At 39.6% G+C, this 24,659-nt stretch carries 24 protein-coding genes and 1 tRNA gene; 14 read left to right on the forward strand and 11 right to left on the reverse strand.

Annotation, left to right across the window (positions count from 1 at the left end; translation table 11 throughout):
- The first annotated feature begins 1 nt into the window (after nt 1).
- Nucleotides 2-625 carry a polysaccharide deacetylase family protein gene (locus tag IA57_RS03215; protein WP_036119106.1) on the forward strand — a complete coding sequence of 208 codons (624 nt, stop codon included), beginning with the start codon at nt 2-4 and terminating at the stop codon, nt 623-625.
- Here the strand turns inward: IA57_RS03215 and IA57_RS03220 are convergent.
- Both IA57_RS03220 and IA57_RS03225 read right to left on the reverse strand, forming a co-directional pair.
- The gene (locus tag IA57_RS03220) at nt 622-918 is read right to left on the reverse strand and encodes a thioredoxin family protein (protein WP_036119109.1); all 297 of its coding nucleotides are present in this window, start codon (nt 916-918) and stop codon (nt 622-624) included. The genes IA57_RS03215 and IA57_RS03220 overlap by 4 nt on opposite strands.
- Before the next feature lie 133 nt (nt 919-1,051).
- On the reverse strand, nt 1,052-2,284 hold the full coding sequence (locus IA57_RS03225) for a metallophosphoesterase (RefSeq protein WP_036119111.1): 1,233 nt from the start codon (nt 2,282-2,284) through the stop codon (nt 1,052-1,054).
- A 339-nt stretch (nt 2,285-2,623) separates the two neighbouring features.
- On the opposite strand from IA57_RS03225, the gene IA57_RS03230 reads away from it, so the two are divergent.
- Nucleotides 2,624-2,863, forward strand: coding sequence for a hypothetical protein (locus IA57_RS03230; protein WP_036119114.1), 240 nt, complete (start codon nt 2,624-2,626; stop codon nt 2,861-2,863).
- A gap of 4 nt (nt 2,864-2,867) precedes the next feature.
- Here the strand turns inward: IA57_RS03230 and IA57_RS03235 are convergent, their stop codons facing one another.
- Nucleotides 2,868-4,268, reverse strand: coding sequence for an aldehyde dehydrogenase family protein (locus IA57_RS03235; protein ID WP_229730294.1), 1,401 nt, complete (start codon nt 4,266-4,268; stop codon nt 2,868-2,870).
- Nucleotides 4,269-4,371: 103 nt separating this feature from the next.
- On the opposite strand from IA57_RS03235, the gene polA reads away from it, so the two are divergent.
- Nucleotides 4,372-7,248, forward strand: coding sequence for a DNA polymerase I (polA, locus tag IA57_RS03240; protein WP_036119118.1), 2,877 nt, complete (start codon nt 4,372-4,374; stop codon nt 7,246-7,248).
- 5 nt (nt 7,249-7,253) lie between these two features.
- Here polA and IA57_RS03245 read toward each other — a convergent pair whose 3' ends face one another.
- On the reverse strand, nt 7,254-8,417 hold the full coding sequence (locus tag IA57_RS03245) for a lipase family protein (RefSeq protein WP_160171682.1): 1,164 nt from the start codon (nt 8,415-8,417) through the stop codon (nt 7,254-7,256).
- 206 nt (nt 8,418-8,623) lie between these two features.
- On the opposite strand from IA57_RS03245, the gene rplM reads away from it, so the two are divergent.
- The 11 genes from rplM (at nt 8,624) to IA57_RS03300 (ending at nt 20,188) form a co-directional block, all read left to right on the forward strand.
- Complete coding sequence (gene rplM, locus IA57_RS03250; protein WP_036119123.1) at nt 8,624-9,079, forward strand: 50S ribosomal protein L13; 456 nt, start codon at nt 8,624-8,626, stop codon at nt 9,077-9,079.
- Nucleotides 9,079-9,465, forward strand: coding sequence for a 30S ribosomal protein S9 (gene rpsI, locus IA57_RS03255; RefSeq protein ID WP_036119126.1), 387 nt, complete (start codon nt 9,079-9,081; stop codon nt 9,463-9,465). The genes rplM and rpsI overlap by 1 nt, the downstream gene beginning before the upstream one ends.
- Nucleotides 9,466-9,600: 135 nt before the next feature.
- Nucleotides 9,601-10,362 carry a 30S ribosomal protein S2 gene (gene rpsB / locus IA57_RS03260; RefSeq protein WP_036119128.1) on the forward strand — a complete coding sequence of 254 codons (762 nt, stop codon included), beginning with the start codon at nt 9,601-9,603 and terminating at the stop codon, nt 10,360-10,362.
- Nucleotides 10,363-10,461: 99 nt separating this feature from the next.
- Entirely contained in the window at nt 10,462-11,283 is an 822-nt protein-coding gene (tsf, locus tag IA57_RS03265) for a translation elongation factor Ts (protein WP_036119131.1), read from the forward strand.
- A gap of 126 nt (nt 11,284-11,409) precedes the next feature.
- Nucleotides 11,410-12,117, forward strand: a complete 708-nt coding sequence (pyrH, locus tag IA57_RS03270; RefSeq protein ID WP_036119134.1) for a UMP kinase — start codon at nt 11,410-11,412, stop codon at nt 12,115-12,117.
- A 60-nt stretch (nt 12,118-12,177) separates the two neighbouring features.
- A complete protein-coding gene (gene frr / locus IA57_RS03275) occupies nt 12,178-12,732 on the forward strand; it encodes a ribosome recycling factor (protein ID WP_036119136.1) in 555 nt (184 codons plus the stop codon).
- Nucleotides 12,733-12,786: 54 nt separating this feature from the next.
- A complete protein-coding gene (locus IA57_RS03280; protein WP_036119138.1) occupies nt 12,787-14,067 on the forward strand; it encodes a hypothetical protein in 1,281 nt (426 codons plus the stop codon).
- Between the two features lie 60 nt (nt 14,068-14,127).
- Complete coding sequence (locus IA57_RS03285; protein WP_036119140.1) at nt 14,128-16,551, forward strand: efflux RND transporter permease subunit; 2,424 nt, start codon at nt 14,128-14,130, stop codon at nt 16,549-16,551.
- Between the two features lie 41 nt (nt 16,552-16,592).
- Nucleotides 16,593-18,026, forward strand: a complete 1,434-nt coding sequence (gene asnS, locus IA57_RS03290) for an asparagine--tRNA ligase (RefSeq protein ID WP_036119143.1) — start codon at nt 16,593-16,595, stop codon at nt 18,024-18,026.
- 96 nt (nt 18,027-18,122) lie between these two features.
- Nucleotides 18,123-19,583, forward strand: coding sequence for an RNA polymerase factor sigma-54 (rpoN, locus tag IA57_RS03295; RefSeq protein WP_036119146.1), 1,461 nt, complete (start codon nt 18,123-18,125; stop codon nt 19,581-19,583).
- Nucleotides 19,580-20,188, forward strand: coding sequence for a hypothetical protein (locus tag IA57_RS03300; protein WP_036119148.1), 609 nt, complete (start codon nt 19,580-19,582; stop codon nt 20,186-20,188). Before rpoN ends, IA57_RS03300 begins: the two co-directional genes overlap by 4 nt.
- On the opposite strand, the gene IA57_RS03305 is transcribed toward IA57_RS03300, so the two are convergent.
- The 7 genes from IA57_RS03305 to IA57_RS03335 all read right to left on the reverse strand — a co-directional run bounded on the left by IA57_RS03305 (nt 20,183) and on the right by IA57_RS03335 (nt 24,657).
- Complete coding sequence (locus IA57_RS03305) at nt 20,183-20,893, reverse strand: porin family protein (protein WP_229730295.1); 711 nt, start codon at nt 20,891-20,893, stop codon at nt 20,183-20,185. The genes IA57_RS03300 and IA57_RS03305 overlap by 6 nt on opposite strands.
- A gap of 88 nt (nt 20,894-20,981) precedes the next feature.
- On the reverse strand, nt 20,982-21,467 hold the full coding sequence (locus tag IA57_RS03310) for an ExbD/TolR family protein (RefSeq protein ID WP_036119155.1): 486 nt from the start codon (nt 21,465-21,467) through the stop codon (nt 20,982-20,984).
- A 15-nt stretch (nt 21,468-21,482) separates the two neighbouring features.
- Nucleotides 21,483-22,118, reverse strand: a complete 636-nt coding sequence (locus IA57_RS03315; RefSeq protein ID WP_036119158.1) for an ExbD/TolR family protein — start codon at nt 22,116-22,118, stop codon at nt 21,483-21,485.
- A 14-nt stretch (nt 22,119-22,132) separates the two neighbouring features.
- A complete protein-coding gene (locus IA57_RS03320; RefSeq protein WP_036119159.1) occupies nt 22,133-22,585 on the reverse strand; it encodes a hypothetical protein in 453 nt (150 codons plus the stop codon).
- 22 nt (nt 22,586-22,607) lie between these two features.
- Nucleotides 22,608-23,384: a MotA/TolQ/ExbB proton channel family protein gene (locus IA57_RS03325; protein ID WP_036119162.1), complete on the reverse strand. Its 777-nt coding sequence runs from the start codon at nt 23,382-23,384 to the stop codon at nt 22,608-22,610.
- Nucleotides 23,385-23,460: 76 nt separating this feature from the next.
- Nucleotides 23,461-23,548 (reverse strand) — tRNA-Ser (locus tag IA57_RS03330).
- Between the two features lie 80 nt (nt 23,549-23,628).
- Entirely contained in the window at nt 23,629-24,657 is a 1,029-nt protein-coding gene (locus tag IA57_RS03335) for an asparaginase (RefSeq protein ID WP_036119165.1), read from the reverse strand.
- Nucleotides 24,658-24,659 lie beyond the last annotated feature (2 nt).

Below are 24,659 nucleotides of genomic sequence, written 5' to 3' on the forward strand. Positions count from 1 at the left end.
TATGGCCCGTGTTCCTGCTAAGCTTCCCAATATAGTAAAACACGTGTTTCCTAGTTATACATGGTCTAAACAGGTTGCTACCAAGACCATTTATTTAACGTTTGATGATGGTCCAACGCCCGAGATTACCCCTTGGGTTTTGGACCAACTTAAACAACACCATGCCAAAGCCACTTTTTTTTGCATAGGCAACAACGTGGCAAAACACCCAGAAACATACCAGCAACTAATAGACCAAGGCCACGCGGTGGGCAACCACACCTTTAACCACTTAAAAGGATGGAAAACCAGCCCAGAAGCTTATATAGACAATGTTTTAAAAGCTGCCACGGTAATACAGTCAAAGCTTTTTAGACCACCTTATGGGCAGTTAACAAGAAAACAAGGAAAAATGCTCATGGCCTTAGGCTACCATATTATTATGTGGGACGTACTTTCTATCGATTGGGATAAGCACCTCCCTAAAGAGCAGTGTTTAAAAAACATCTTGAAACATACGAAGCCTGGAAGTATTGTTGTATTTCACGACAGCATAAAAGCGCAGAAGAACATGCAATATGCACTCCCAAGAACACTAGCGTATTTTTCGGAAAAAGGGTATCAATTTAAGGCCTTGCCCCATTAAACGTACCCTTGTATAATACCTATAAGGGTATTGGCATCCTGCTCGCCGCTATGGCGCCATTTCATCTCGCCATTTTTGTAGATGATTAAGGTTGGCAGGCCTTTTACCCGCAGGGCTTCGGCAAGCTCCTTGTTTTTTTCAACGTCTATCTTTATTACCTTGGCCTTATCGCCCAAAGCTGCAGCAACGTCTCTTAGCACAGGATGCATTGCGGTAGATTGCTCGTTCCACTCTGTAAAAAAATCGAGTAAAACCGGCACGTCTACATCTATAAGTTCTCCAAATTTCGACATACATTTAAAGATTTAAGTCAAATGCACTATACAAACCTACATATTTTTTTTAAAACATGATGAAATCCTGTTTAATAGTTCACCTACAACACCTTAATTATAAATATAGTATTTTCTTATAACAAAATAACCTCTAAGCGCTTTTTCCTTTTTTAAGCTCGATTACGGTTACCTCTGGCCAAACCCCTACACGCCCTGGAAAAGCATGATACCCAAAGCCCCTATTAACATTAATAAAACGACCAAGCTCCTCATACAGTCCCGCCCATTGCTTATAAACGTATTTTGAAGGACTCCATTTTATAAGTCCCGGAATTTCAATACCCATTTGCAAACCATGGGTATGCCCGCTAAGCGTTAAGTGGTAGTGAAAATCGTCTTGTTTTACTTCGTACTCCCAATGCGAAGGGTCGTGAGTCATTAAAATTTTAAAATCGTTTTTATCAACCCCTGCCGAGGCTTTTGGCAAATCTCCAGCCTGATTAAACCCTTTCCCCCAATTTTCTACACCTATAAGCGCCAAACGGTCACCGTCTTTTTCTATGTAACGGTGCTCGTTCATCAACAGCTCAAATCCTATTTGGGGATGCACCTCCTGAATGGCCTTAAAATTGGCCGCTTTGTCTGCTTGGGTATTCCAATCAACATAATCGCCATAGTCATGATTTCCTAAAACAGAATACTTCCCCATAGGGGCTTTTAGTTTAGAAAACATGCTTATCCAATGGGTCATCTCGCTGGCCACGTTGTTTACAATATCGCCAGTAAACAGAATCACGTCAGATTCCTGCTCGTTAATCAAATCGACCCCATATTGAATTTTCTTGGCATTGGTAAAGCTACCCGAATGAATGTCGGAAATTTGGGTAATCTTAAAACCATCGAAAGCCGCTGGAAGATCATCAAAAGTCAGTTGGTATTTTAGCACCTTGTAATTGTATCGCCCTTGAATAATCCCATACAGAAAAGACGCCAAAGGAATGGCAGCAAGCCCCAAAGCCATTTTCGACAAAAACTCCCGCCTACCGCCTATGGGCTGCGTTTCTCCTGGCGTGATCCAGCTAAATAGCTTAGCAGCCATTCTAAACACATCCTCACCAAACATTACCGCTATTATAACGCCTTTGGGGATTAAAATGGTTAACATAAACCCAACGGCATACTGAAACTCCAGCGTTTGCCCAACACTTCTAGACGTAGAAAAAATAACGTATATTAAATTAATATAAACCAAGGCCGATACTACCAACCAAACCAGGCGTATATACCTGTTTTTGGTTACGGTTTTTAGCGCCTGAAACGCATAAAGCTCTACAATAAGTATAATTATTGAAAGCACCACCAACCTAAGAACCCATCGCGACATTGTGTATTTTTTATCAAAGGTAATTTAATTTGAAGGTTTTTTATACCCTAAGAAGCGCTTTAACGATACCTTAAGAATTAAGGACTTACAACTTACTGGACACCTAAACCGCAACATCCCGCACATAACACGATTTAAGAGCCATTTCCACCTCAACACATAACTCACTGAAAAACAAAGCTATGACAACATCCCTGTTTTAAATCGTGCATTTCATCGATGTTTTTTGAATTCGGATTCAGATTATCAAGAATTTTTACAGTACAGCCATTTTTTTGAGCAGATAAGGGTTTTGCATAGTTTCTTTGGCTTAGAAATTAGAATTAAACGTTTTATAACATGAAAACTTTAGCTGTAACTTTTGGATTTACATTATTCGCATTAACTGCTGTAGGACAAAATACACCCACTATAGTTAAAACAAGTGGCGATGCTACTAGTTCATTCATTATAAACACAACAACCCCTGCTAAAAAAATTAGCGACACCAAAACAACTCGCATTCTTTTAGAAGAGGATTTTAATAGAGCTGCCCTGTTGTTTAGAGCTAAAAAGTCTAAACAAGAGAAAATCTGCTAAGCGGTTAAAACCACTTAATTGTCCAGTCTACTATTTTTTGTTTTATGTTGGTATACGGCGGAAAAATAAACTCCGTAGCCCCTTTGGTATGCTGCTTTAACACCGCCCGGCGGTTAGAGAAAGCCTCAAACCCATAAAACCCGTGACTCTTACCAATACCGCTATTGTTGCTGCCTCCAAACGGCAAATAATGGTTACTATACTGCAACACATTATTGTTAATGGCCGTCGTTCCTGCTCTGGTATGTTTTATAATATAATTGGTGTTTTGCTTTCTCTTACTATAAATATAAAGCGCCAAGGGTTTGGGCTTTGTGTTGATATAAGCAATAGCTTCCGCTATGGTTTTATAGGTTTTTATAGGAAGAATGGGACCGAAAATCTCGTCTTGTAGTAAGCTAGCCTCTTCGGGCAAGTTAGAAATTACCGTAGGTGCTATAAACCGTTCTGCTTTGTTTAATGTGCCGCCCACTTCAATAGTGGCATTAAGCTGTTGGGCATTCTCAATGTAACCTTGCAATCTGTCGAAATGCGCCTCATTTACCACCCGACTATAAGCACTAGATTGCTCTGCATGCGCTGTATAAAACGTTTTTAAATGTGCTTTAATTTCTGAGATAAACGCATCTTTTACGGTTTCATCTATTAAAATATAATCGGGCGAAACACAAATTTGGCCATTGTTTAAAAATTTCCCCCAAGCAATTTTGCGAGCAGCCTTGCTAATATTAGCTGTTTTATCGATAATGGTTGGCGACTTGCCCCCAAGCTCTAAAGTTACCGAGGCCAAATGTTCTGCAGCGGCTTTCATAACAATTTTACCAACCGCAGGCGATCCCGTAAAGAAAATATGATTAAAAGGCAATTGCAGCAAGGCCTTCGAAGTTGCTACAGCGCCTTCTACCAAAGCCACTTCATCTTCTGTAAAGATATCGGCCACAATATCGGCCATAACTTTAGAGCTGTGAGGCGTCATTTCCGAAGGCTTTAAAACAACCGCATTCCCAGCTGCTATGGCACTTACCAAAGGGCCAAAAGTTAAATTAAAAGGGAAGTTCCAAGGCGATATAATTAGGCAAACCCCTTTAGGCTCGTAAGTTACCCACGAAGATGCCCCCAGCAACGCCATAGGGGTTTCTACCTTTTGGCGTTTCATCCAGGATTTTAAATTTGCCGAAACAAACTTAATCTCGCTTACTACGGGGTAAATCTCGGTAAGATCTACTTCTAGCTCCGGTTTTTTAAAGTCGTTATAAAGTGCAGCTCTTATCTTATCCTTATAAGTCACCTCAATGGCATGGCGCAAGGCTTTAAGCTTTTTTAAACGGGCTTTATACGTTGTATTGCCAACTTTAAACCGATTGTTTTTCTGATGGTTAAATAATGTTATGTATGGGTTTTCCAAAATGACAGTGAATTTACGCTTGTGTAAAATACAAATTGCAAATCAATTTCGTTATAATCTTTTATAGTTTTCGTAGTTTTACGCTTCTTACAAAACACAATTCATGTCAGCACAAAAACGTTTGTTCCTTGTCGATGCCTATGCCTTAATTTTCCGTGGCTATTATGCATTCATAAAAAACCCAAGAATTAACAGCAAAGGGGTAGACACCTCGGCTATTATGGGATTTATGAATTCGCTTTTAGATGTGATAAAGCGAGAACGCCCAGACCATCTAGCCGTTTGTTTTGACAAAGGCGGCAGTATTGATCGCGTAGAAATGTTCGAGGCCTATAAAGCCAATAGAGATGAAACTCCAGAAGCCATAAAAGTGGCCGTACCATACATTCAGGATATTTTAAAGGCCATGCACATTCCCATTATGGTAAAGGAAGGCTACGAAGCCGACGATGTTATAGGCACGCTCTCCAAACAGGCCGAAAAACAAGGCTACCAAACCTTTATGGTTACCCCCGATAAGGATTTCGCCCAATTGGTTTCAGACAATATTTTTATGTACCGCCCAAAAGCGTTTGGTGGCGGTTACGAAACCTGGGGCATTCCCGAAGTACAGAAAAAATTTGAAGTAGAACGCCCAGAGCAAGTCATTGATTTTTTGGGTATGATGGGCGACTCTAGCGATAACATTCCCGGCCTGCCTGGTGTTGGCGAAAAAACTGCCAAAAAATTCATTAAAGCCTATGGTAGCATGGAAGGCCTATATGCGCATATTGATGAGCTTAAAGGCAAAATGAAAGAAAAGGTAGCTGCCAATCAGGAGTTGGGATTACTCTCTAAAAAGCTAGCGACCATTATGCTAGACGTCCCTGTGGAATTTGACGAAAAAGACTTCGAAATGTCCGAGCCCGATATTGAAGGGGTAACACGTATTTTCCAAGAGCTAGAATTTAGACGCCTGACCGAAAACTTTTTAAAAACCTTCGCTTCCGAAGTTGAAAGTACAAACGCTTCAGCAAATCCTAATACAAATGGCGCTTCGAGCGCAGTTGAGAAAGCAACGTCCAAACCTTCCTCCAACTCAGGGCCAAAAACTGCAGGCGCGGGACAGTTTTCGCTATTTGGAAACGATGGCGATGCACCAACTAAAGCCCAAAGCCAATACACAAGAAACACAACCAAAACCACAAGTCATTTTTACCAAAGTATTAGTACTCCTTTAGCCAAACAGCTTTTTTTAGAAAAGCTCATGCTGCAAAAATCGGTGTGCTTTGATACCGAAACCACAGGATTAAACCCTTTACAAGCCCAATTGGTAGGCATAGCCTTTTCTTGGGAAACCGGCAAAGGATTTTACCTCCCTTTTCCCGAAGACCAAACAGCTGCCCAAAGTTTAATTGACGAGCTACGCCCGTTTTTTGAAAGCGAAGCCATAGAAAAAATAGGCCAAAACTTAAAATACGACATCAAAGTTTTAGCGAAATACAACATTGAGGTGAAAGGCAAATTGTTCGATACCATGCTCGCGCATTACCTTATCAACCCAGACATGCGCCATAATATGGATGTGCTTGCAGAAACCTATCTCAACTACACCCCTATTTCTATAGAGGCTCTTATTGGCAAAAAAGGGAAAAACCAGTTGTCAATGCGGGAGGTTGCCTTAGAGCAACAAACCGAATACGCCGTAGAAGACGCCGATATTACACTTCAGTTAAAAGAACATTTTCAAAATGAACTGGGCCAGGCCAACACCCAAACCTTGTTCGATGATATTGAAATCCCCTTGCTTCGCGTTTTGGCCGACATGGAGTTGGAAGGCATTAATTTAGACACCCCGTTTTTAAATGCCCTATCTGAAGATCTGGATAAAGACATCAAGGATTTAGAAGCTAAAATTTATAACGATGCCGGAGAAACATTCAACATTGCCTCCCCAAAGCAATTGGGTGAGATTCTATTTGGCAAGCTCAAATTGGTAGACAAGCCTAAAAAAACAAAATCGGGGCAATATTCTACCGCCGAGGACGTATTGAGCTATCTGGCAAAAGACCACAGCATTATTAGGCATGTATTGGACTACCGCGGCCTTACCAAACTTAAAAGCACCTATGTAGATGCCTTGCCAGAACAAGTCGATCCTACCACCAACCACGTACACACAGACTATATGCAAACCGTTGCGGCTACCGGGCGTTTAAGCAGCAACAACCCCAACTTACAAAACATTCCCATTCGTACCGAACGCGGCAGACAAGTGCGCAAGGCCTTTATTCCGCGAAGCGAAGACTACACCCTACTCGCCGCCGATTACAGCCAAATTGAATTACGTATTATTGCTGCCTTAAGCGAAGAAGAAACCATGATTGAAGCTTTTAAAAATGGTGAAGATATTCATGCTTCAACTGCAGCCAAAGTATTTAATGTTCCAATTTCTGAAGTAACCCGTGAACAACGTAGCAATGCTAAAACCGTAAACTTTGGAATTATCTATGGTGTATCGGCTTTTGGACTTAGCAACCAAACTTCTTTAAACCGTACCGAAGCCAAAGAATTAATAGATACCTATTACGCCACATATCCTAAATTAAAAAGTTACATAGGAAAACAAGTGGATTTTGCTCGCGACCACGGCTATGTACAAACCGTTTTGGGTCGTAGAAGATATTTAAAAGACATTAACTCTAGAAATGCCGTTGTTCGTGGTGCCGCAGAACGTAATGCCGTTAATGCGCCTATTCAAGGTAGTGCTGCCGATATTATTAAATTGGCTATGATTTCCATTCATAAAAAGTTAAAAGATGGTAACTTTAAAACTAAAATGCTATTGCAAGTACATGATGAGTTGGTATTTGATGTTTACAAACCTGAATTAGAAACCGTTTCTAAACTTATTAAAACCGACATGGAACAAGCTTACAGACTTGTTGTTCCTTTAGATGTTGATGTAGATACTGGCGATAATTGGTTAGAAGCACACTAACTCACTTACAAGTCGGTTAATAAAAATTTGTTCTCAAGTTTATCATAAGCCATTGTGTCCCATTTTTTAAGCACGTGAACATAATACCCGTATGGCTTGTGTTGAAAGAATGATTTTTCTTTATAGTAGTATTTACCTTCAACCTCTGTAAATTTTTCTCGGTCTCCAACCGTCATGTTAGAAACATCTACTTCCACCTGTGGAAACTCGAACGAATCAATTTCCATAATCTTCCCTGTTGGGTAATAATTTATGTCGTCTATAAACTCTGGCATCTCAACTTGCCCAAACCTAAAATCGACAAATTTATTAATAAGCGAATTTGAATGTTTAATATGGTTTTTTAATCCGTCTTCAAATAGCTTTACCAATATATGTTTCCCAAAATTCTTGACATCGAACTCCGCTTCGCCAAATATCCATGACGCAATGGTTTCTTTATGGAGGAGTTTGTCATCTTCATTATAATTAATAGGAAGTTCTGGAATAGGGTCTTCAGGATTTACAACTAAAAAACTGCTATCTTTAAAGAGCCGATTGTAATTGTTGGCAAATTCGTGATTGCCAGACATGGGCGCCGCAAAAGCATAGGTTTTAAACGTGGTAGCCTTGCTAAACGTATGTTTTGGCAAATGCTCGAGATAGGCGCGTGTTAAGGTTGCCAAAGCACCACCTTGACTGTGCCCTGTTATTATAATATGGTGTATGCCTTTTTGATTTAACCTTCTAACTTGTGCAATAATGTTCTCCGATAACATGATTACCGTTAAGGCATATCCGGAATGCACCGCAGCGCTATCGGTTTTTGAAAAGGTGTATTCGTACAATTTTTCCTTTACAGTCATAGAGCCTTTTGCCGGTATCATGGCAGCATAGCAATTTTCTACCCAGCTAATTATTTTATCTGTAGACCCACGAAAACTAATTATGCCATACACCCCATTATCGAACACTCTAAACTTATTATCCATAGCCATGACACCAGAATCGTAGTTAAGAGCAAACCCGGCAGGTAAAATATCTTGATGCTCTCCAAACTGCCTATCAAAATTAAAAGTATTGCACGCCGCAATACTAGAAACAACTTCCTGCGTATTAAACCCGTTATTAAACTGCCCAAAACACTTGGCTGTAACCAGTAATGTTATAATGATAATATGCTTTGCCATAACCCTATTTGTTTTAATTACACTGCTTAAAAGCATATAATAAAAACGTCGGCAAAGTGGAAGTTAGTCTTTTTTAGCTTGGTTTTTTTGTCGGTAAACCCCTTAGCTACTAAAAATTATGCCGAGTGTTTGGTAATCAAATAGATTATCGTAAATTTGCAAACTCTTTTTAAGAGAGGAATGTTTAATAATTAAATTTAAAAAGTGTGGACACATTAAGCTACAAAACCGTTTCGGCAAACAAAGCCACTGTAAATAAAGAGTGGGTTTTGGTAGACGCTGAAGGGCAGACTTTAGGTCGCTTAGCTTCAAAAGTTGCAAAACTTTTAAGAGGCAAGCACAAGCCTAACTTCACACCACACGTTGATTGTGGCGATAACGTAATTGTTATCAATGCTGAAAAAATCAACTTAACTGGAAACAAATGGAACGACAAGACGTACATTCGTCACACGGGCTATCCAGGTGGGCAAAGAAGTTTAACTGCCGAAGAACTATTCGCTAAAGATCCAGCGAGATTAGTTGAGAAATCTGTAAAAGGGATGTTACCTAAAAACAAGTTAGGAGCAAACTTATTCAGAAACTTAAATGTTTATGTAGGCGCCGAGCACAATCACGATGCTCAAAAGCCTAAAACAATTAACTTAAACGAATTTAACTAATGGAAGTAATTCACAAAATTGGCCGTAGAAAAACGGCTGTTGCCCGTGTATATGTTGCGCCTGGCAAAGGAAACATCACGGTAAACAAAAAAGAATTAAATACTTACTTCCCAACTGCAACTTTACAGTACAAAGTAAACCAACCATTGGCCATGACCAATAACCAGGAGAACTTTGATATTTCTGTAAACGTATTTGGTGGTGGTATTACAGGTCAAGCCGAAGCTGTTCGTTTAGCCATTTCGCGTGCTATGTGCGAGCTAGACGAGGAAAACAGAGGCATTTTAAAGCCTGAAGGTTTATTAACAAGAGATCCAAGAATGGTAGAGCGTAAGAAATTCGGTCAGAAAAAAGCGCGTAAGAAATTCCAATTCTCTAAACGTTAATATTTTAAACAAAATTTTAATCCGTTATTGTTGCCCCAGACCACTTGGTTTGGATTTAGTTTAGCATCTAAATGGTTAAGGCCGAAATCGCCACTTAGCCATTGCTAATTCAACAGAACGTAAACTATTACAAAAATGGCAAAAGCAGAAGTAAAAGAGTTATTAGAAGCAGGTGTACACTTTGGTCACCTAACTCGCAAATGGGATCCAAACATGGCTCCTTACGTATATATGGAGCGTAATGGCATCCATATTATCAACCTCTACAAAACAGCAGCTAAGATTGAAGAAGCAGGCGCCGCATTAAGCAAAATCGCTGCTTCTGGACGCAAAATCTTATTCGTTGCTACAAAAAAACAAGCCAAAGACATCGTTGCCGAAAAAGCAGGTAACATTAACATGCCGTACATCACCGAAAGATGGCCAGGTGGTATGTTAACAAACTTTGTAACCATTAGAAAAGCGGTTAAGAAAATGGCTGCCATCGACAGAATGAAAAAAGATGGCACCTTCGAATCTCTTTCTAAAAAAGAGCGTTTACAAGTAGACCGTCAACGTGCTAAACTGGAAAAGAACCTTGGTTCTATTACCGACATGACACGTTTACCGGGCGCGTTATTTGTAGTGGACATTAAACGTGAACACATTGCAATTAAAGAAGCACAAAAATTAAACATTCCTATTTTTGCTATGGTAGATACCAACTCAGACCCACGTCAGGTTGATTATGTTATCCCAGCAAACGACGATGCTTCAAAATCTATAGAGAAAATATTATCGCATGTAACAGATGCTGTTGCTAACGGGCTTCAAGAGCGCAAAGCAGACAAAGAAGCATCTAAACCTACTCCTAAAAAAGCAGCCGTTAAAAAAGCCGCTTCAGAAGAGGAAGAATAAACTAAACATAATATTTACTTAACACATTAAAAGTCGTTTGGTTTGTTTCTTAACAGAGTAAATTAAACGACTTTTTTTCAATTTTTTTAAACACACATTATGACAAAAATAACTGCCGCAGAGGTTAATAAATTAAGAAAAGCTACCGGTGCTGGAATGATGGACTGTAAAAAAGCATTGGTTGAAGCTGAAGGTGATTTTGATACAGCAATTGAGGTTCTTCGTAAAAAAGGCCAAAAAGTAGCTGCAAAAAGAGCCGATAGAGAATCTACCGAAGGTGCTGCTATTGCAAAAGTTAATGCAGACAACACTATAGGTGCCGCTATTGTTTTAGGTTGTGAAACAGATTTCGTAGGTAAAAACGAAAACTTTGTTGACCTAGCCAACAAATTAGCCGATTTGGCATTAACTGCTGCCTCTAAAGAAGACCTTTTAGCTGCCGATATAGACGGCATGACCGTTGCCGATAAATTGGTAGAGCAAACTGGTGTTATTGGAGAAAAAATAGATTTAAATGCTTTTGAAAAAATAGAGGCCTCTTTTGTAGGATCTTACATTCATGCCGGTAACAAAATCGCAACCCTTGTTGGCTTATCGGCCAATGTAGACGGTATAGATGTTGCTGCTAAAGATGTAGCCATGCAAGCTGCCGCTATGAACCCAATTGCTCTTAACGAAGAAGGTGTAGATGCCTCTATCGTTGAAAAGGAAATTGAAATTGCTAAAGACCAACTACGTGCCGAAGGGAAACCAGAAAACATGTTAGACAATATTGCAAAAGGCAAACTAAACCGTTTCTTTAAAGACAACACCTTAGTAAACCAAGCCTTTATTAAAGACAACAAACAAAGCGTTGCCGAATACGTAAAAACGTATGGCGATGTTGAAATTACTGCATTTAAACGTGTCGCTTTAGGGTAAGCTAACGTTTCAAATTTTTAAATTCAAAGCCTCAGAAATCTCTGAGGCTTTTTTATTGCTTGACTCTCAAAAATCCGCTAATAATCTAAAAAATTATGTAGCTTTGCCTAACTTTCTATCAGAGCTATGAAATACAACAGGATTTTACTAAAATTATCGGGTGAAGCCCTTATGGGAAACCGCCAATACGGTATAGACCCAGAGCGCTTGGCCGAATATGCAGACGATATAAAAACCATTACCGATAAAGGGGTAGAAGTGGCCATTGTTATTGGTGGAGGCAATATTTTTAGAGGTGTTGCCGGAGCTAGTAACGGCATGGACCGCGTACAAGGCGACCACATGGGCATGTTAGCCACAGTTATTAACGGGCTAGCCCTACAAAGCGCTTTAGAAAATGCCAATGTTCCCACCAGATTACAAACGGCTATAGAAATAAACGAAGTGGCCGAACCATTTATTAGAAGAAAAGCCATACGCCACCTAGAAAAAGGCCGCGTGGTTATTTTTGGTGCCGGTACCGGAAATCCTTATTTCACAACAGACTCGGCAGCCGTATTACGCGCCATAGAAATTGAAGCCGATGTGATTTTAAAAGGCACCCGCGTAGATGGTATTTACAATGCCGACCCAGAAAAAGACGAAAAAGCCACCAAATTTGATTATATTTCCTTTGACGATGTCCTTCGCAAAGGATTAAAGGTTATGGACACCACAGCCTTTACCCTTAGCCAGGAAAACGAATTGCCTATTATTGTATTCGATATGAACAAGAAAGGAAACCTGTTAAAAGTTGTTTCTGGAGAAAAAATAGGCACCAAAGTTAACTTGTAAACAATAACACCTTTGGTTTACTTTTTGAGGTAACGCTATAAAAATTAAATTTTTTAAAACATGAACGAAGATATTGATTTTATATTAGACACCACCAAGGAATCTATGGAGCAAGCCATAAAACACCTTGAAAAACAATTGGCAAACATTAGAGCAGGAAAGGCCAGCCCTAGCATGTTAGGCAGCGTTATGGTCGATTACTACGGCTCGCAAACACCGCTAAGCCAGGTGGCCAATATTAACACACCCGACGGAAGAACCATTTCTGTACAACCATGGGAAAAAGCCATGCTACAAGAAATAGAAAAAGGCATCATGATTGCCAACCTAGGGTTTAACCCCATGAACAATGGCGAAATGATTATTATTAATGTGCCGCCATTAACCGAAGAGCGCCGCCGCGACCTCGCCAAACAAGCCAAGGCCGAAGCCGAAGACGCCAAAGTGGGCATTAGAAACTCCAGAAAAGACGCCAACAACGATTTGAAGAAACTTGACATTTCTGAAGACCTACTTAAAAATGCCGAAATTGATGTACAAGGATTAACAGACCAATACATTAAAAAAATTGACGAGATCCTAAGCATCAAAGAAAAAGAAATTATGACAGTTTAAAATAAAGGCAACGTGTTTACGTTGCCTTTACTTTATCATTTACATTTAAGCGTCATGTTTAAATTCTGTGCCTTTAGCCTGTTTTTTGTTTTATGCTTTTTTAAGGCACAGTCGCAAACCCCCAAGCCTCAAACCGATACGGTTAAAGTAGTAAACGACTCCATAAAACGAGTTGCCTTTATTAAAAGCCTAGCAAATGGCTACCTCCCTACCAAATATGTCGACTTCGATTTAAAATACCTATTTAAGTACAACCAATACGAAGGATTTAGAACAGGTTTAGGAGGCGAAACCAACCAAACATTCTCGCAAAAATACAAGCTTGCCGCCTATGCTGCCTACGGCTTTAGAGACCAACGCCTAAAATATGGTTTCAGCGGCGGCATAAGACTAATTCCAAACACAAATACCTGGATTAACCTATCGTACACAGACGATTTACTAGAAAGTGGCAGCTCTAACTTTTTAACCGATAAAAGGTTCTTTCAAGTGTTTCAGCCTAGGCTATTAAACATCAATCTATTTCACAGGCATGTCACCAAAGCCCTATCGTTTAGCCACCAGGTATCGCCAAAATTGCTTAGCGAAATCCAGTTTGCCTTTAGCGATATAGACCCCACCTATAATTACAATTATTTTTATAAAAACAGGCTGTATCACAATTTCGACTTGGCCACCACAACATTGTCTTTTCAATGGAGCCCCTTTAGCATTTACGAATCTATAAATGATGTTATTAAAGAAACCAAAAACGGCTACCCTAAGTTTACCCTACAATACATGCAAAGCTATCGCAATGCCTTTGGAAGCGATTTTGACTTCTCTAAAATAGACTTTAGAACCCTACATCAAATCACTCACAAAAACACCTCTAAATCTGAATTTCTATTGCGTTCTGGCCTAGCATTGGGCCATGTACCCTTAACACATTTGTACCATGCCTATCCCAACAACATCAATAAAGAAACGCTGTTGCAACGCTTTTCTGTAGGTGGTTTTTACAGTTTTGAAACCATGTTTTTTAATGAGTTTTTTTCAGACCGCTATGCCACCTTACAACTCAAGCACTATTTTAAGGCCTTTAACATTGCCAACCGCTTTAAACCTCAATTGGTTGTTAGCACCCGTTTTGCCATTGGCAACATGAACCACATTGCCAGGCACCACAACATTACATTTAACACCTTAAACAAAGGCTATACCGAGTCTACCATAGAAATAAATAAATTACTTTTTGGCTTTGGCCTAAGCGGGTCGTACAGATATGGCGCTTACCATTTACCAAATCTAGAAGACAATATTGCTATTAAGTTTACATTTAACATCACTTTATAGCGAATTTAACCTTTGTAATCGTTCGCTTTTTTCTACCTTTGCGGCTGTTTTTCAATAACTATGTTTAAATTACTTACAAGGGGGTTTTGGGACGCTGTTGCAAGGATAATTTTAAGAAACAAAGTTGCCATACTACTGTTTGTTGTAGCAGCTACGGTTTTTTTTAGTTATCAGTGGAAAAACATGCGCTTTACCTATACCGAAGCCAACCTGCTTCCAGACGACCATCCAGTAAACCTTGTTTACGGTAACTTTCTGGATAAATTTGGCGAAGAAGGCAACCTCATTGTTTTGGGCGTTAAAGACACAACCCTATTTACTGTTGAAAACCTTAACGCTTGGAATGCCCTTTCCGACAAGCTTAAAACCTTTACCGAAGTTACATCTGTAATATCCATAAAAGACCTACAAAAACTCACCAAAGACACCGCGCAGCAAAAATTTGGGCTAACCCCTTTTATTGCTGGCGAGATTACCTCTTTAACCGAAATAGACACCCTAAAACACCAGCTGTTTTCGCAATACCCTTTTTACGATAATTTCCTTTTTAACAGCCAAACCCAAACGGTAAGAACGGCGATTTACATGAAAAAGGACATTGTTAACACCCCAGCTAGGAAAGACTTTGTATTCGATCATTTACAGCCTGAAATAGACGCTTTCGAAGCCAAAACAGGCCTAGACGTTAGAGTTTCTGGAATGCCGTATATACGAACCCTAAATGCGCAAAATATTGTTGATGAAATAGGAAAGTTTATCGGGCTTGCCCTTGGGGTGACCTCCTTAATTTTCTTTTTCTTCTTTAGGTCGTTTAGAGCCACCATTATTTCTATGTTGGTGGTATGTGTTGGAGTAATGTGGACCTTTGGTATTATTGGGTTACTAAACTACGAAATTACCGTACTTACAGCTTTAATCCCGCCATTAATTATCGTTATCGGGATTCCCAATTGTATTTTCTTAATTAACAAATACCAACACGAAGTTAAGTTACACGGCAACAAAGTTAGGTCGCTACAACGGGTAATAACCAAAGTAGGCAATGCCACTTTAATGACCAATGTAACCACAGCTTCTGGTTTTGCTACCTTTATCCTTACCGAAAGCCAACTACTAAACGAGTTTGGTATTGTGGCCTCGCTAAGCATTTTAGGGATTTTTATGCTATGCCTGCTTATTATCCCTATTATTTACACCTTTTTACCCTTCCCTAAGGACCGCCACCTAGAGCATTTAAACAAACGCTGGATTGGCGGATTTGTAGATTGGATGGAACGCATGGTAAAACACAAGCGCATTACAATTTACATTACCTCTTTAATACTGCTTATAGGTAGCATTATAGGCATTTACCAAATACGAATCTCCGGAAGCTTGATAGAAGACATGTCTAAGGAGGCCCAGTTTTTTAAGGACATCCGTTTTTTTGAAGAAGAATTTAACGGCATTATGCCCGTAGAGATTTTGGTCGATACCAAACGCAAAAAAGGGGTTATGAAACTCAGCACCCTAAAGCGCATGAATGAGCTGGAAGAGGTTATTGCCGAAATCCCCGAGCTCTCTAGACCTGTATCGGTTGTAAGCTTGGTAAAATACTCCAAGCAAGCCTTTTACAACGATAACCCAAAATACTACCAATTGCCCACATCGCAGGAGCGCAATTTTATTTTAAGCTACGTTAAAAACTCCTCGTCTAATGTCGACCTGCTAAAAAACTTTGTAGACAGTACAGGCCAATATGCTCGTATTACAACGTTTATGAAAGACATTGGCACCGATAAAATGGAGCGCATAGAGGAAACCCTTCAAAACAAAATACAAAAGGTTTTCCCCGAAGACCGTTACGAGGTTACCATTACCGGTAAAGCTCTGGTGTTTCAAAAAGGCACCAAATATTTGGTAAAAAACCTAGCCATATCGCTATCCTTGGCCATTTTGCTCATAGCCCTATTTATGGCCTATATGTTTAGGTCGTTCCGGATGATTATTATCTCTTTAGTACCCAACTTACTCCCTTTGGTAATTACCGCCGGATTAATGGGCGTAGTAGGTGTGCCTATTAAACCTTCAACCATTCTTGTATTTAGTATTGCCTTTGGTATTTCTGTTGATGACACCATCCATTTCTTGGCCAAGTACAGACAGGAATTACAGGCCAACCACTGGAAAATACGAAAATCGGTTTACGGCGCATTACGAGAAACCGGCGTAAGCATGTTCTACACCTCTATTGTGTTGTTCTTTGGCTTCTCGGTGTTTACTGTTTCCGACTTTGGCGGCACGGTAGCCTTAGGCGCCTTAGTATCGGCTACCCTACTGTTTGCCATGCTATCCAACCTACTTTTATTACCCTCGCTGCTATTATCTTTAGAACGCAATATTGCCAACAAGGAAGTCTTAAAAAAACCGGCTATCAATATTATTCCTGAAGATGAAGATGAAGACGAAAACGACGACGGCCTTAACAACACGCCATCGCATTAAACCATTTAAAGACGTATCTTTGAATTAAAATTTCAATTATAATGACATCTTATACCGTTGCAAAATTACTATCAGAAGAGCTCACCCTTCAGCCCATAGAAATTAAAGGCTGGGTAAGAACCTTTAGAGCTAACCGCTTTATTGCCTTAAATGATGGGTCGACCTTAAAAAACATTCAATGTGTCGTTGATTTTGAAAACACAGACGAAAACACCCTAAAGCGCATAACTACAGGAGCTGCCGTACATATTAAAGGCGAACTTGTAGAAAGCCAAGGCAAAGGTCAAAACGTAGAAATTACCGTTTCTGAAATCGATATTTTAGGCGATTCAGATCCCGAAACCTATCCCATTCAACCTAAAAAACACTCTTTCGAATTCTTAAGAGAAAACGCCCATTTACGCACCAGAACAAACACCTTTAGCGCTGTTATGCGCCTACGCTCTGCCCTATCGTTTGCCATACACAAGTATTTTAACGACCAAGGGTTTTACTACATGCACGCCCCTATAATTACAGGTAGCGATGCCGAGGGTGCCGGTGAAATGTTTCGAGTAACCAACCTCGATGCCAAAAATCCACCTTTAACCGATGATGGGCAGGTAAACTACAAAGAAGACTTCTTTGGTAAAGAGACCAACCTTACGGTATCGGGCCAGTTAGAAGCCGAGACCTACGCCATGTCGCTGGGCAAGGTGTACACTTTTGGCCCTACGTTTAGAGCCGAAAACTCGAACACCTCGCGACACTTGGCCGAGTTCTGGATGATCGAGCCCGAGGTAGCCTTTATGGATTTGGCCGGCAATATGGATTTGGCAGAAGACTTTATGAAAGCCGTTTTAAGCTACGTTTTAGAACACAACATGGAAGACTTGGAGTTCTTGGAAAAACGCTTGCAAGAGGAAGAAAAAACCAAGCCTCAAGCCGATCGTAGCCCAATGCCATTAATCGAGAAACTAAAATTTGTAGTCGACAATAACTTTAAACGCGTAAGCTATACCGAAGCCATCGATATTTTACGCCATTCGAAACCTAATAAGAAAAAGAAATTCAACTACCTTATTAACGAATGGGGCGCCGACCTACAAAGCGAACACGAGCGCTATTTAGTTGAAAAGCACTTTAAGTGCCCCGTAATTTTATTTGATTATCCGGCAGACATCAAGGCCTTTTACATGCGCTTAAACGACGATGGCAAGACCGTTCGTGCCATGGATATCCTGTTCCCGGGTATTGGCGAAATTGTTGGTGGCGCACAACGTGAAGAACGCCTAGACGTGCTTAAAGAAAAAATGAGTGCTCTAGGAATAGACGAAAAAGAACTTTGGTGGTACTTAGACCTCCGCAAATACGGTACAGCAGTACACTCTGGATTTGGCTTAGGATTTGAGCGTTTGGTTATGTTCGCTACAGGCATGACTAACATTCGCGACGTTATTCCGTTCCCAAGAACGCCACAAAATGCCGAATTTTAAAAAAACCATAACATAAAATCACCCGAAAACAATCTATGTTTGTATAGCAAAATATAGATTGTTTTTTTTTAAATTTATTGAAATCTTATTTTAAGTATGCTCAAACAACACTTACAGTTTAAGTTATCGCAAAAATTGTCGCCGCAACAAATTCAGTTAATGAAACTGATCCAATTGCCTACGCAAGCTTTTGAGCAACGTTTAAAACAAGAATTGGAAGAAAATCCTGCTCTGGAAAGCGGCAAAGAACAAGCCCAAGATGAGTTTGATGATGTGTTTGAAAACCAAGAGGACGATTATTCCGATAGCGAAGAAATTAATGCCGAAGACATTAACGTAGACGACTATTTAAGCGACGACGAAATACCCGACTACAGAACGCAGTCTAATAATTACAGTAGCGACGACGAAGATAAAAATGTCCCGTATGCGGCTGGCATATCGTTTACGCAACATTTAATAAACCAGTTAAACACCTTTAGGCTGACCGATGAAGAACGGGAAATTGCCGAATTCTTGGTAGGCAGTATTGATGAAGGTGGCTACATACGCAGAGCTTTAAGCGATATTGTAGACGACTTAGCCTTTACCCAAAACATCTATACCGACGAGGCTACCGTAGAAAAAGTCCTAAAAAAAGTACATCAGCTAGATCCTGCCGGCACCGGTGCTAGAGATTTACAAGAGTGTTTAAGCATCCAGCTTCACCGAAAGGAAAAAACAAAATCTATTGCGCTAGCACTAGCCATTATTGACGGAGCTTTTGAGCAATTCACAAAAAAGCATTATAAAAAGCTGCTTCAGAAGTTCGATATTACAGAAGAAGAACTTAAAGGAGCCATACACGAAATTGAACGCCTAAACCCCAAGCCAGGAGGATCTTACGCGGGTAACAACCGTTTAATAGAGCACATTGTCCCCGATTTTGCCATAAAAATTACTGATGGCGAATTAGAGCTTACCCTAAACGGCCGGAATGCACCCGAGCTTCATGTCTCTGGCGAGTACAACAATATGCTTAAAGGCTACAAGGAATCGAAGGACAAATCGAAATCGCAGAAAGATGCGGTCATGTTTATTAAACAAAAACTAGATGCCGCAAAATGGTTTATCGAAGCCATTAAGCAACGCCAACAAACCCTTTTTGTTACCATGAGTGCCATTATGCACTACCAAAAAGACTACTTTTTAACTGGAGACGAGCGCAATTTAAAACCCATGATCTTAAAAGACATTGCCGATGAAATAGACATGGACGTTTCTACAGTGTCGCGTGTGGCCAACAGCAAGTATGTCGATACCCCTTATGGTACCAAGCTAATAAAAGAGTTCTTTTCGGAGGCCATGAAAAATGACCAAGGCGAGGATGTTTCTACCAGAGAGATTAAGAAAATTTTAGAGACAGTCATCGATAAAGAGAACAAAAAGAAACCGCATACCGATGATGCGCTTGCCAAAATACTAAAGGAAAAAGGCTACCCCATAGCTAGACGAACAGTGGCTAAATACCGCGAGCAATTAGACATTCCTGTAGCCAGGTTGCGTAAAAAAATATGACACACCATATTTTAAAGAGCATATCGTTTATTTTCCATCCGGTAATCATGCCTCTATTGGGAGTGCTTTTTTATTTTTCGAAGACCAGAAGGTTTATCCCAAACGAAATTATCTATGCCAAGCTGGTTTCAATTAGTATTTTAACCGTGTTTTTACCCATACTGTTCTACTTCCTGCTTAAAACCTTGCGAAGGGTAGAAACCGTCTATTTAAAAACGTCTAAAGAACGCATTACCCCGCTACTTTTAAATGGTGTTGTTGTGTTACTAATTATTAATCGGGTGCTGCCGTTCTCTGAGATTGTCGAGCTGTATTATTTTTTTGTGGGCATACTCGTCTCAACCATTACTTGCTTACTTTTAGCCCTGTTTAATTTTAAGGCCAGCCTTCACATGGTGGGGCTTTCTGGTATAGGCATGTTTTTTCTTGCCTTAAGCCTTCATTTTAGCATAAACATAAATGGCACTTTGGCCTTGTTGGCTATTGTTTTTGGTGCTGTAGCAACTTCAAGACTGCACCTAAAGGCCCATAACTACAACGAACTTATTATTGGGGCACTTGTTGGTTTTATGCCGCAATTGCTTCTTTTAAAATATTGGTTATAAGATGTAGAAAATTAGCCCTGCTCGTACTTCGTTAATGGCTATTTGCTCATCGTTTACGTAAGCTTGGTCGTTAAACATGGGGTTTAGGGCATAATAAATATGAAAATTCCAGGTGTTATAACCAAAGCTAAGGGTTAGACCGTATTGAAACTTATTTAGCTGCTCTAGGTTTCGGGTTTTTATGCTTCCTAAGCTCCCTTCATACTTGGCCACATTATAAAAAGAATAGCCTAATTTTACCCCTGTATAAATGCGCCAAAACTTGTACGATTCGGCTGTTGATGTGCGCCATCTAAATTCCAGCGGCAGTTCTACCAAATAATTGATGAGTCTGTTTTTGGAGTGTGTGATGTCAGATTCGCTTAAATTAAGATACTCGTACTTCCCGCTTTCTGTTTTGGCAATAAGCAAGTTGTGGTTAAAGGCATTTCTGGCAAGCCCTAACCCTAGGCCTAAGGCCACATTTCGGCGTTTGTTTATGGGCATGTCCTTAATACCTCCTAAATGAAACCCACTGGAGAAGCCCGTTTGTGAAACATTATTGGGCTTTTGAGCCATAAGGTTATAGGTCACTGCAAAATAAAACTGGTCTTCTTTATAACGCTTATCTAAAGTTGCAATTGAATCTTGCAAGGGCTGCTCTTGGGAGGCTCCCTTGGTTATGGCAAACAAACAAAAAAAGGCTAGGCAAATAAACTTCATCATGGGTTATGCAAATACTGTAATATACTAATAAAGGCGTTAAGATTACTCAAAACGCCTTTATTATAAAATTAAGTGACTTATAAATAAACTAGTTTTTTAGTCCAGCTAAAGCGTCGCCTTTTCTGGTTGTGTAGTTTATTTTTAGAGCATTAACTTTTCTTAGCTCTTGTTTTATGTCGGTTACAATACCCATACTGGCATCGCTATCTACTTTTAAAGAGGTGGTTAAAAAAGGCACCAACTCTTCTCTTTTAGATGCCCGTTCTGCTTGTATAAAGGCAGCGATATCGTCAACATCGGCAAACTTATCGTTTAATTGTATTCTTGCCTCTGTACCAAATTTACTTTGGTAATTGCTGCTTGGTTTACCTACATAAATGTACATTACCAGGTCTTTTTTATCTAATTTTTCAACTTGGTCTGCGGCAGGTAAACTGTTTTGCACCTTCAGGGTGTTTTGTCTCATTACTGTTGCCACCATAAAGAAGAACAATAGCATGAATACAATATCTGGTAAGGATGCTGTAGAAATCGCAGGTAAATCTCCCGACTTTTTCTTTTTAAATTTAGACATATCTTGGTATGTTATCTAATTAGACTTAGGCTCTGCCTCTGAGAATTTTTGAGGGATTAAGAGTTTTATTTTCTCTAGTTTCTCTTTCAAATCTTCCTTAAGTTTCGAATCTGTTCGAGGGTCGTTGTACTTTCTCTCGGCCTCAACAAAACTCATTTGTAAATTAGGAAAATCTCTTTCAAATTCTCTGTTTCTTAATTGGTTGTATGCTGCAATAATTTCGTTCTGAACGGCAATATAAGTATCGTACTTAGTTGCTCTATCACTTTGTAATGACACAACTGCTTTTTGGAAATTATCGGATGATTTTGGGTTTTTCTTCCCTTTGCATCGCTTACAAGCATCTTCACCAGTACCGCCACCATTATCTAGAAATTTAACTGCTTCGGCTCTTAAATCCTTAATATTTAAAAGCTTTTCTTCTCCACCTGTTTTCACAAACAATTCGTTGTTTCTGTTTACGTTAAGCTGGAAAATGTTTTTCTGTTTAATGATAACGTCTTGTTCTTGGTTTTCCTCTATTGGAGGTAGTTTTCTGCTCAATCCAGAATCTGTCTCAATAGTTGTGGTTACCAAGAAGAAAATTAATAATAAGAAAGCAATGTCAGCCATTGAGCCTGCATTAACTTCTGGTGCTGATCTTTTTGCCATAATTAATTGTTATCTTATCTGTTAATCATTTTTTTAACTCCTGAGTACAACATGGCACCACCTGCTATAAATACTAAGAAGTAGAACATATAAAGTCCTGCTCCAACAAGTTTCGAGCCGCCCTCAGAAAGTACTTCTCCGTCGCGCAATGGGGTTTCTACACCTTCGGCAAAGGCAAAATAGCACACAAGCGCTAATAAAACGAAAGCGCCTACGCCTATAAGTGCATTTTTAAGCGACTTTGGATTTGTGAATAGGTTTTTTAATACAAAAATTAACACAAAACCAATTACCAAGGCCATAATAATGTAAGCAACATAGGCAATAGGATCGATAATAGCTGTATCTCCCATTAAGGCATCTGCTTTAATGGTATCGTCTCCAGTTGCAATAATGCGAACTAGGAAAACAATACCAGCAACGCCCAATACGGCAGCTAATATTTTAAATAGTTTATGTAAATTCATAACGTGTTTTTAATTAAAATTATTACTTCTTATTTCTAATTAACAAGTCCATTAAAGTAATCGAAGCATCTTCCATATCGTTAACGATACTGTCGATTTTAGCAATAATGTAGTTGTAGAAAATTTGAAGTATAATTGCAACGATAAGACCAAATACCGTTGTTAAAAGGGCTACTTTAATACCCCCTGCTACAAGCGATGGTTGCATATCTCCGGCAGCTTGAATTTTATCGAAGGCTTGAATCATACCAATTACCGTACCCATGAATCCTAACATTGGCGCCAAGGCGATAAATAATGAAATCCAAGACACGTTTTTCTCTAATTGTCCCATTTGAACGCCACCATAGGCAACAACGGCTTTTTCTGCAGCCTCGATACCCTCGTCTGTTCTGTCCAATCCTTGGTAAAAGATTGATGCTACAGGACCTTTTGTGTTACGACAAACTTCTTTAGCAGCTTCTACACCACCAGACTGTAAAGCGTCTTCAACCTCTTTTGTTAATTTTTTAGTATTTGTAGTTGAAAGGTTTAAAAAGATAATTCTCTCAATAGCGATGGCTAAACCAAGAATTAAACATAATAATACAATCCCCATAAATACTGGACCACCTTCTATAAAGCGCTTTTTAAGTTCTTGGTGAAATCCTGCTGATTCTTCGACAGCTGCAGTATCTTCGGCGGCATCGTCTTGAATTGTTGCTGCAACGGCATTAGCAGTAGTTGCGTAAGTAGTTGCATTAGCTGTTCCCATTACCATAAAACATAAAATGGCAAGGATAGAAAATAATCTTTTCATTGTTCTTGTTCTTAATTTTATTAGTTAAAAGTGTTTAAAGATATAAAAAAAATGTGATTATAAAACAAAATAACAGCAGAGAGGAAGGGATTCGAACCCTCGATACGCTTTTGGCGTATACACACTTTCCAGGCGTGCGCCTTCGACCACTCGGCCACCTCTCTGTATTTGTTGTATCGTTTTACAATACCAATAGGCAAATAACAAAAAAACTTTTGAAAGGTGAAAATTTTGACGGTTAATTTTATGTCATTTCCCCTCTTAATGATGTTTCGAAGATCGTTTTGAAGGTTTTTGAGGATATTTTCTCTCCTAACATGTACATTAATTTTGTTACTGCGGCCTCGGTAGTTATGTCTTTTCCCGAAATGACGCCCAACTGCTTTAATAGCGAACTGGTCTCGTAGCTCCCCATACTTACACTCCCTCCAGAACATTGGGTAACATTTATAATCTGTGCCCCTCTAGCTATTGCGGCCTTTATAAGGTCGATAAACCAGGCTTCTGTCGTGGCATTTCCTGCACCATAGGTCTCTAGAATTATTCCTTTTACCGTAGCATTGTGCATTAGGCACTCCAAAACAGCTTTCGAGATGCCCGGAAACAACTTTATTAGCGCGATATTGGTATTAAACTGTTTATGGACCACCAGTTTTTTTCGGGCATTAGGCCTAAACAAATCTTCGTAGTTTACGTTTAAATGCACCCCAGACTCTGCTAAGTGCGGGTAATTTAACGACTCGAACGCTTCAAAATGCTCGGCGTTTATTTTGGTTGTTCTATTGCCTCTATACAATTTGTATTCAAAATACAGCCCCACTTCCTTAATTACAGGCCGGCCGTTTTTTTGTAAAGAAGCCATTTGTATGGATGTAATTAGATTTTCCTTAGCATCTGTTCGCAAATCGCCAATGGGTAGTTGCGACCCAGTTAAAATAACGGGCTTTGCTAGGTTTTCTAACATAAAGCTCAAGGCCGATGCGGTATAACTCATGGTATCGCTACCGTGAAGCACAACAAAACCGTCGTAAATATGATAGTTTGTTTCTATTATTTCGGCCATTTGCACCCAATAATCCGGATTCATGTTAGATGAATCTATAGGATCATCAAACGAAATAGTGGAAATGTTGCAACTTATCAGCTTCAATTCGGGGATGCGTTTCAGCAAATTATCAAAATTAAAGGCTTTTAAGGCACCTGTGTTGGGGTTTTTAACCATACCTATGGTTCCACCCGTGTAAATTAGCAATATGTTTGGTTGGTTATCCATAA

Source organism: Mangrovimonas yunxiaonensis, from assembly GCF_000733475.1.
Lineage (GTDB): Bacteria > Bacteroidota > Bacteroidia > Flavobacteriales > Flavobacteriaceae > Mangrovimonas > Mangrovimonas yunxiaonensis.

Excerpts from the sequence above, each read along its gene's own strand:
- IA57_RS03280 (WP_036119138.1), top strand. The coding sequence starts at position 12,787 with ATGTTTAAATTCTGTGCCTTTAGCCTGTTTTTTGTTTTATGCTTTTTT.
- IA57_RS03245 (WP_160171682.1), bottom strand. The coding sequence starts at position 8,417 with ATGGCAAAGCATATTATCATTATAACATTACTGGTTACAGCCAAGTGT.
- asnS (WP_036119143.1), top strand. The coding sequence starts at position 16,593 with ATGACATCTTATACCGTTGCAAAATTACTATCAGAAGAGCTCACCCTT.
- IA57_RS03300 (WP_036119148.1), top strand. The coding sequence starts at position 19,580 with ATGACACACCATATTTTAAAGAGCATATCGTTTATTTTCCATCCGGTA.
- frr (WP_036119136.1), top strand. The coding sequence starts at position 12,178 with ATGAACGAAGATATTGATTTTATATTAGACACCACCAAGGAATCTATG.
- IA57_RS03320 (WP_036119159.1), bottom strand. The coding sequence starts at position 22,585 with ATGAATTTACATAAACTATTTAAAATATTAGCTGCCGTATTGGGCGTT.
- IA57_RS03220 (WP_036119109.1), bottom strand. The coding sequence starts at position 918 with ATGTCGAAATTTGGAGAACTTATAGATGTAGACGTGCCGGTTTTACTC.
- tsf (WP_036119131.1), top strand. The coding sequence starts at position 10,462 with ATGACAAAAATAACTGCCGCAGAGGTTAATAAATTAAGAAAAGCTACC.
- IA57_RS03335 (WP_036119165.1), bottom strand. The coding sequence starts at position 24,657 with ATGGATAACCAACCAAACATATTGCTAATTTACACGGGTGGAACCATA.
- IA57_RS03230 (WP_036119114.1), top strand. The coding sequence starts at position 2,624 with ATGAAAACTTTAGCTGTAACTTTTGGATTTACATTATTCGCATTAACT.
- pyrH (WP_036119134.1), top strand. The coding sequence starts at position 11,410 with ATGAAATACAACAGGATTTTACTAAAATTATCGGGTGAAGCCCTTATG.
- rpoN (WP_036119146.1), top strand. The coding sequence starts at position 18,123 with ATGCTCAAACAACACTTACAGTTTAAGTTATCGCAAAAATTGTCGCCG.
- IA57_RS03310 (WP_036119155.1), bottom strand. The coding sequence starts at position 21,467 with ATGTCTAAATTTAAAAAGAAAAAGTCGGGAGATTTACCTGCGATTTCT.
- rpsI (WP_036119126.1), top strand. The coding sequence starts at position 9,079 with ATGGAAGTAATTCACAAAATTGGCCGTAGAAAAACGGCTGTTGCCCGT.
- rpsB (WP_036119128.1), top strand. The coding sequence starts at position 9,601 with ATGGCAAAAGCAGAAGTAAAAGAGTTATTAGAAGCAGGTGTACACTTT.
- IA57_RS03305 (WP_229730295.1), bottom strand. The coding sequence starts at position 20,893 with ATGATGAAGTTTATTTGCCTAGCCTTTTTTTGTTTGTTTGCCATAACC.
- polA (WP_036119118.1), top strand. The coding sequence starts at position 4,372 with ATGTCAGCACAAAAACGTTTGTTCCTTGTCGATGCCTATGCCTTAATT.
- IA57_RS03215 (WP_036119106.1), top strand. The coding sequence starts at position 2 with ATGGCCCGTGTTCCTGCTAAGCTTCCCAATATAGTAAAACACGTGTTT.
- IA57_RS03225 (WP_036119111.1), bottom strand. The coding sequence starts at position 2,284 with ATGTCGCGATGGGTTCTTAGGTTGGTGGTGCTTTCAATAATTATACTT.
- IA57_RS03315 (WP_036119158.1), bottom strand. The coding sequence starts at position 22,118 with ATGGCAAAAAGATCAGCACCAGAAGTTAATGCAGGCTCAATGGCTGAC.
- IA57_RS03325 (WP_036119162.1), bottom strand. The coding sequence starts at position 23,384 with ATGAAAAGATTATTTTCTATCCTTGCCATTTTATGTTTTATGGTAATG.
- IA57_RS03285 (WP_036119140.1), top strand. The coding sequence starts at position 14,128 with ATGTTTAAATTACTTACAAGGGGGTTTTGGGACGCTGTTGCAAGGATA.